The organism is Microcystis sp. Msp_OC_L_20101000_S702, from assembly GCF_007095705.1.
Lineage (GTDB): Bacteria > Cyanobacteriota > Cyanobacteriia > Cyanobacteriales > Microcystaceae > Microcystis > Microcystis ichthyoblabe_A.
This window is the reverse complement of the sequence record NZ_SFBO01000216.1, coordinates 1-7,033: the sequence shown is the minus strand read 5'-3', so window position 1 is coordinate 7,033 and position 7,033 is coordinate 1. Positions and strand designations below refer to the sequence as shown.

General features: G+C 41.7%; 9 protein-coding genes and 1 pseudogene. All 10 read right to left on the bottom strand.

Annotation, left to right across the window (positions count from 1 at the left end):
• Positions 1 to 164: 164 nt before the first annotated feature.
• Positions 165 to 392 (bottom strand): type II toxin-antitoxin system HicA family toxin, encoded by a 228-nt coding sequence (locus EWV60_RS21920; RefSeq protein ID WP_123231136.1) that lies wholly within the window; start codon positions 390 to 392, stop codon positions 165 to 167.
• Positions 385 to 594 (bottom strand): type II toxin-antitoxin system HicB family antitoxin, encoded by a 210-nt coding sequence (locus EWV60_RS21915; protein ID WP_002734849.1) that lies wholly within the window; start codon positions 592 to 594, stop codon positions 385 to 387. Before EWV60_RS21915 ends, EWV60_RS21920 begins: the two co-directional genes overlap by 8 nt.
• Before the next feature lie 216 nt (positions 595 to 810).
• Complete coding sequence (locus EWV60_RS21910) at positions 811 to 1,086, bottom strand: hypothetical protein (protein ID WP_147072884.1); 276 nt, start codon at positions 1,084 to 1,086, stop codon at positions 811 to 813.
• 210 nt (positions 1,087 to 1,296) lie between these two features.
• Entirely contained in the window at positions 1,297 to 2,070 is a 774-nt protein-coding gene (locus tag EWV60_RS21905) for a hypothetical protein (RefSeq protein ID WP_287234738.1), read from the bottom strand.
• A 337-nt stretch (positions 2,071 to 2,407) separates the two neighbouring features.
• Positions 2,408 to 2,836 (bottom strand): DUF29 domain-containing protein, encoded by a 429-nt coding sequence (locus EWV60_RS21900; protein ID WP_287234736.1) that lies wholly within the window; start codon positions 2,834 to 2,836, stop codon positions 2,408 to 2,410.
• 89 nt (positions 2,837 to 2,925) lie between these two features.
• Positions 2,926 to 3,066: pseudogene (locus tag EWV60_RS21895) on the bottom strand (clan AA aspartic protease); the annotation flags it as partial.
• A gap of 4 nt (positions 3,067 to 3,070) precedes the next feature.
• On the bottom strand, positions 3,071 to 3,337 hold the full coding sequence (locus tag EWV60_RS21890) for a hypothetical protein (protein ID WP_287234734.1): 267 nt from the start codon (positions 3,335 to 3,337) through the stop codon (positions 3,071 to 3,073).
• A 355-nt stretch (positions 3,338 to 3,692) separates the two neighbouring features.
• Positions 3,693 to 5,357, bottom strand: coding sequence for an AIPR family protein (locus EWV60_RS21885; protein ID WP_287234731.1), 1,665 nt, complete (start codon positions 5,355 to 5,357; stop codon positions 3,693 to 3,695).
• 426 nt (positions 5,358 to 5,783) lie between these two features.
• Positions 5,784 to 6,080 carry a type II toxin-antitoxin system RelE/ParE family toxin gene (locus tag EWV60_RS21880; RefSeq protein ID WP_008199612.1) on the bottom strand — a complete coding sequence of 99 codons (297 nt, stop codon included), beginning with the start codon at positions 6,078 to 6,080 and terminating at the stop codon, positions 5,784 to 5,786.
• On the bottom strand, positions 6,077 to 6,301 hold the full coding sequence (locus EWV60_RS21875; protein WP_287234727.1) for an addiction module protein: 225 nt from the start codon (positions 6,299 to 6,301) through the stop codon (positions 6,077 to 6,079). Before EWV60_RS21875 ends, EWV60_RS21880 begins: the two co-directional genes overlap by 4 nt.
• Between the last annotated feature and the right edge of the window lie 732 nt (positions 6,302 to 7,033).

Here is a 7,033-nt window from a genome sequence, read left to right as displayed (position 1 = left end):
ATTAGGATAAGTTATGACTTAAAAATTAATCAACAACTAAAGCTTATGCTTGTAGCTAAGTGAAATCATTGATTAAGAGACCTGTACTTTTCAATGACTTTTTCAGCAAACCCTAAATACTTTTGGTATTTGGTATCACGTCGAGTGCAGTGATTTGTCAGACTCTACAGATTTTCAATGAACTCTTCAACTGTGACTTGGGCTTGTTTCAGAATTCCACTTAATGTACCAACCTTCAATTCCTGATGTAAAGGGACAACACAGCCAATTTTGCCCTCTTCGGTTTCTTTCTTCATCACAACATGGCTACCTGTTTGACGAACTTGCTCGAAGCCTAAGCGTTCAAGACATCTAATTGCCTCCCCACTAGAGATTCGTGGCAGCTTAGGCATAACTAACCTCAATACTGGTCACAAATCTAGGGGATGTTTCTGGTAAGGTAAATTCCTCTAGGTAAAGCCGTGTGGCTTCTTTCAATCCAGCAATCGCCTGCTCAATTGTTTCTCCTTGATCTACTGTGCCAACTTCTGGACATTCAGCAATGTACATATTATCTTCTTTGTACAAAATAACAGTAAAGATGCGATTTTTCATGGTGTCTTATCATCTCCGGCTTACTCTGAAAATCATAACATAACTGTTTCCTAATCGTTTGGTTAGAAAATAGTTAGGTTTCCTGATCATTGACCCAACTCACGCTTTTTGAAAAACTCTATAAGATATTAAGTTATTAGTAATTAATCCAATATTGTCCCACCTTCCTAGAATTGAGTGAGAAGATTGTGCAAAAACAAGCGTAGAGTTGATTAATCATTGAAATAAATTTGCCCCAATCAAACCGACTCGATGAACTGCTCGATGTCCGATTCTTACGAACCAAATTTGAGCATCGGTCAATCGGGCTAAAAGTTGATCGGAAGCTGTGAGGCTGTCTTTTGCTACTTCAAAAGCCCCTGTTTCGATATCTATGGCTACAATCTTCCCATGATTGCCTTCCTCGACTTGGGGGCGCACCTGAGATTGATAAATCTCTTTACCACGTCGGGCGAATTCTTCTTTGCTGTAGCGGAGTTGATTAACTGTCATTGTCCTGACCCCGTTGCCACTTTTGCCCCTCTATTTTAACCTAAACATTGGCAATCTTCGCTAACATTTCTCAACTGGGACCACAAAGGCTGCATCGCACTTAGACTCACAGTTTCAATCAATGTGCATGGTGCGTTCCCCAAAATTGATCGCTGAAGCGGTAGAAGTTGTTTTAGGGAACGCACCCTACAAGATTGCGATCGCAGTGCGTTATACCTTAGCTCTTCGCAGACGCAGTTCTCTGTAACTCTTCCCATCGAACTCCATGACGCAGGCTCGATCAAAAGAGCTTAGATACTCATTATTCATCAACTGCTCATGCGGGCGAAGCATACTTGCGCCGACGCTGCCATCTAAGACAAGTAAAAGCAATGCCTCATCAAATCCATCACGCCATTTCAGAATATTCCGTTCTTTGTCGTCAAGCGCATTCTGTATTAGTTCGTCTGTTGTTTCACCGACCCAAAAGCTATATGTGTAACTCCAATGAGGGGGGTGATCCCCTTCAAGTCGCATTACGCGAACATAGTCGATTTCTTCAGGCCAATCCGGCCCCCACAACTTTTCAGCACACAAGGTGAAATAATCTCCAATTTTAGGATCATACTTCTCAACCAATTTCACTAGCATCTCAGCTATTTTTCTTTCTCGCCTTGCGATCAGGTCAGCATCACGATAACTGCTAAAGGATACCTGGACATCAATCCATTTGTCGCTACGCCTTGAATGAATGTGGGAACAAGTTTTAACTACAGATTCATATATGCCACGACGCTTACGGTCGCGACTGCCAGACCCCTCTTTCTCGTCATTGAATAGATTCCTGATTTCGATTCCAATCGTAATAGAATCAATTCTTGCTATGATATCGGGTCTTTCCAGGTGATCTGGCACGTGCAGTTCTGCGTAGTGGCTCAATCCTCCTGCATCACGAAATAGCTTGACTACGTTTAGCTCGTAAAGTTTTTGGCTTTCTCTGGTCATGGCTCTAATCGGTATAACTACATATTATAGGTCAACTTTCTGCACAACACTGTCCAGAGCAAAGATATGGGTCAACTTTCTGTATGTCACCCGGTCTTACAACACATATACTAATTTGTCAATAGGTAGTAATATTTAATCTGCTTATACTTCGAGTTTTGGTCTGAAAATGGGCGATCAATAGTCAAGCGATCGAGAGATGGGGAACAACTTATACTAAATCCGTTGAGTATAGGCTACATATCAAGACAGACAAAAGGCACTCATGCAAAAGGGAGAATAAATAATCAGTCTTTAATAACCAGATTTAGGATTATTTAACCTTCAATCCGGGCTATCACCGGGGCCACCAATCTTCGATCACCTGCGCGATAGTATAGGGACAAAACTCGGGAAAAATGCTAAGGATTAAACCCGTTTGTCTGGCGGCTTCTCGACGCGCTCTGGTATATTCCTTATCCAAAATTTGCGCGGGATAACCGCGTAAACTGGGACTATCCTCTAATTTGCGACGAATTTGCGATCGCCCATCATTGATGGAATCCAGCCAACTATCGGAGTGCCGTTGGGGTTGATATTGCCACTTGAGCAGATGAAGCAAAATTCGCTCCATTTGAGAACCAATCGCACTGCGTTCACTTTTCCCCAAATCCTCGATTTCCTCGATTAAATGCTCCCAGTCAATGGCATCCCAGCGTTGTTCCCGCAAAAGTTGAGCCGTATCCCGGGCCCAGAGAATTAAATCGCAATTGTAGGTGGTTGGCATAACCGGTTCCCTGTTTTTCAAGCTTTTCGGGTGGGATTGTGGGGTTAATTCTGTTAGGTTAACGATCCGGCGTTTTCTTAATGATAATTGATTACTGTCAGAGGTAAGGTCAAAAAGCCTGTGAACCCTGTATCAATAACAGCATCAATTACTTGCCTCTGTTTACTCTCATTGCTTACGACTAACCGAAGCGTTGCCTCGCAGTTTTGATCAACAATTCCGTTCATCATAAAGTTAAAGCAGACGACTTAAGCCAAAGCGGTGAACGCCTTTATGTCCAATTCGGACACGCCAGATTTGAGCATCAGGGTTTCGTTCAAGCAATCGATTAGAAGCAGTTATTGTGTCATTGGCAAGCTCAAAAGCACCTGTTTCGATATCTATGGCTACAATCTTCCCATGATTGCCTTCCTCGACTTGGGGGCGCACCTGAGATTGATAAATCTCATTACCACGTCGAGCGAATTCTTCTTTGCTGTAGCGGAGTTGATTAACTGTCATTGTCCTGACCCCGTTGCCACTTTTGCCCCTCTATTTTAACCTCAACATTGGCAATCTTCGCTAACATTCCCCAACTAAATCCACAAGAGCGGCATCGCACTTAAGACTCACAGTTTCAATCAATGAGCATGGTGCGTTCCCCAAAATCGATCGCTGGAGCGGTAGAAGTTGCATTAGGGAACGCACCCTACAAGATTGCGCTCTGCTACGCAGTGCCTTTGGCATCGCACTATATTAATCTGTGAAGTTACACAGCAACAGGCAACTTTGAAAATTCACCAATATTTCAGCTAACGGTGAAGTTAGGTTAAGCGAGTTTGCAAGAAAAGAAGTCGAATTATTGAACCGATTTGATTCATTGAAGTCTACTTATTAAATCACCACGTCGAAATGTTGCAGATAGCTGCTGCAAGGAAATCTCTTGTTCTCCATAAAGATCCTGAAGTGCCTGTTTAATATCCTGTAATGAAGCATTAAAGTAACTCTCCCCATTTTGATCAATAAGCATTTGGGCTGATTGAAAATTTTGATGACTAATGTCTTTCATCTGAACTTTCATATCAGCCAAAAGTTTTTGTCCCATCTGCATTGCAATAAAGCATGAAGCATAGCGGACAAAATCTGGGTCAGTAGACTCAGGTCTTTTGCGGCGGTTTTCTGCAATTCTGTAAAGCTGAACAGCTATTACGATTTGCGCTCCATTTAATTGATCAGTAAAGATTGTATCATACAGTTTCCCAAAATGTTCACGAGAGAAAAACTTTGCTTGATGAGGTTTTCTTCGCCAAACGGATAATACTGCCTCAGCAGCTACTCCTGAAGTAATATCAGCAGAGCGAGTAGGAGTATTGGAACGTTTAGTCCTGTAGTTAAATCCTAATTGCTCAATATCCTTTTCCAATATTTTCTGGCGCTCATCATTAGCACGTAAATCTTTGAGATCTACTGGATTTTGGCTATTGGTTGCGTAGGTAATTCTTTGAACTAAACCTTCATTTTCACGAGGCAATTCATAGAGTCTTAAAAGAACAAAAGCTTGGGCATTTTGATGAATTAAATCTGGTTCTCGCAAGGTTTTAAATATGGTCATACACGTTTGACCACCGTTAATGATTTGTAAATTCTCAACACGCACTTTGTAATCGCCATCTTGCAATGCGTTGTATGAGAAACTATCACAAATCAACGTGACCCCGTTATTATAAAAGTAAAAATTGTTTTTTTCATCGCTAGTTAAAGTATGACGGATACCCTCATTTACGCGATTTCCTTGTAAACCCAAGTAGCGACGAATATTGCGCTCTAATAAACGTTCTCCATGTCGCTCTATAAGTGTGGCAATTTCTGTCACCGAAATTCTACCCAACAGTACTCGGCTAAACTCCATATCTTCCACAATAGCTTTGCCACTTAGCTGCAAAGTATCTTTTACGGGTTTAGAAGCTTGAAGAATTTTGACTAAACGCTCGTGATTAACATATTCCCATGTCACCTGATCTCCAAACTCAGCACGATCAATAGCCTCTTGAGCAGATAAATTCCATTTCAGCCCATTGTTGCAAGCTATTGTCCGAACTTGGGGAATATAGCCATCCCGGATTCGGCTACGAGCTTCTTCCACTTTCACAAGCAGTCGTTGATTAATATGTTCTAGTTTGGCTGCTGGATTAAATAAGTAATTAATTGCGTTTATTAAACTTTTTATACCTTCTTCAGGAAAGTTAGAGTTTCCTTCTAGGTTGTTCTTATATTTTGCCTGAAATAAACTAACTGTAAATTCACCGTCATATTCTTCTGAGATATGTATAGCATCTACTCCAAAGTCACCACCTCCTTCTGTTAAGCAATCAAAAACATCATCTCCATCTAAATCTAAAATGGTTTTAACGCACAGATATACAAAAGCCAAAGACTTAAGCCGGCCTTCATCTGTGATTCGTAGTTCTTCAGAAGCTTTTTGACGAATGTCTTTGCTAACTGATACTAAGCGTTGGTCGATGATGGATATATTAATATTCATGTACTTATTTAACGAACATATTTAAATAGCTTATTTTATTGTGCCTAACTACATATTATACGAAAACTTTCTGCATAACAGTCTCCAGAGTAACGATATGGGTCAACTTTCTGTATATTACCCCGTCCTACAACATATATACTAATTTGTCAATAGGTAGTAATATTTAATCTGCTTATACTTCGAGTTTTGGTCTGAAAATGGGCGATCGATAGAGCAGCAATTATTTTAGGTTGGGTTAACCCAAGGAAACCCAACAAAGAGTAACCTTTGGGGTGGTTGGGTTGCGCTTTTTCAAGCGAATTGAGCTATTTTTGCCCCAGTATTGTTTCGCTCAACCCAACCCACGAAGCGATGCGCCCTGCTACGCAGTGCCTTCGGCATCGCACTAACCAATAACCTCAATGGTCGGGTGCATTGGGGTTGTTAGGTTCGCGATCGCCATGACTTTGGATCACGCCGACCATGAAAAATCGCGGTCACAACGACCCGACTTGAAATCACTCGATAGTAGACAGCATATGGGAATCGTCTGATGACTGCTCGTCGAATGTCCAGATAAACGATTGCATAAGACTCTGGCATCATGCCGATCTGATTGAGTAAGTCATCTACACAATCAATAAATTCATCACCCAAACCAGCTTGTTGACTCTCATACCAATCATAGGCATCCCTGAGGTCGTCACGGACTTCTGGACGAAATACCAGTACATACTTCATGCTTGCTTTCTGACTGATGCTTTCATCTCTTCCCAGGTGAGGACGTTATCGGGATTATTATTATGACCCTCAATCCGCTGATCGAGTTCGTGTTTTTGCGCCTCGGTTAAATCAGGATACACCTGTTCCACTGCAATACTGTCCCAAATCGCTTGAACCAGAAGGATTCTATCCTCAACACTTAAATTTGTAATTTCATTTAGTGTAGCCGCGATATCCATACAGACAAGCTCCCGATTCAGATTGAGCGAGTAGTTCTAACAAGTTGTCATGGGTTCGGACTTGAAGCGTTAGTTTAGGCATACATAGTGATGACTCAAATACTAAGCGACCTAACTATATATTATAGGTCAACTTTCGGCACAACACTCTCCAGAGTAACGATATGGGTCAACTTTCTGCATATCACCCCGCTCTGTAACATAAAATACTAATTTGTCAATAGGTAGTAATATTTAATCTGCTTATACTTCCAGTTTTGGTCTGAAAATGGGCGATCAATAGAGCAGCAATTATTTTAGGTTGGGTTGACCCAAGGAAACCCAACAAAGAGTAACCTTTGGGGGGGTTGGGTTGCGCTTTTTCAAGCGAATTGAGCTATTTTCGCTCCAGTATTGTTTCGCTCAATCCAACCCCCGCGGCTTAGACTCACAGTTTCAATCCATGAGCATGGTGCGTTCCCCAAAATCGATCGCTGGATCGGTAGGACTTGCATTAGGGAACGCACCCTACAAGATTGCGATCGCAATACAAATAATTTTTTTAGCTTCAGAAATACCTTTTAGCAATCCGCTGCAGTGGGGTTGTTATACGCGACCTTCATTATGCGTCTCCAATAACTGGACTTCCCCGTTGACAAAAGGCCATAACCTGTGCTGTAGAAGGGATTAAGAGAATTTCCGCCGCCCCGTTACTGGGTACAAATCAGGGAAACTCCCAATAAATCTAACGCT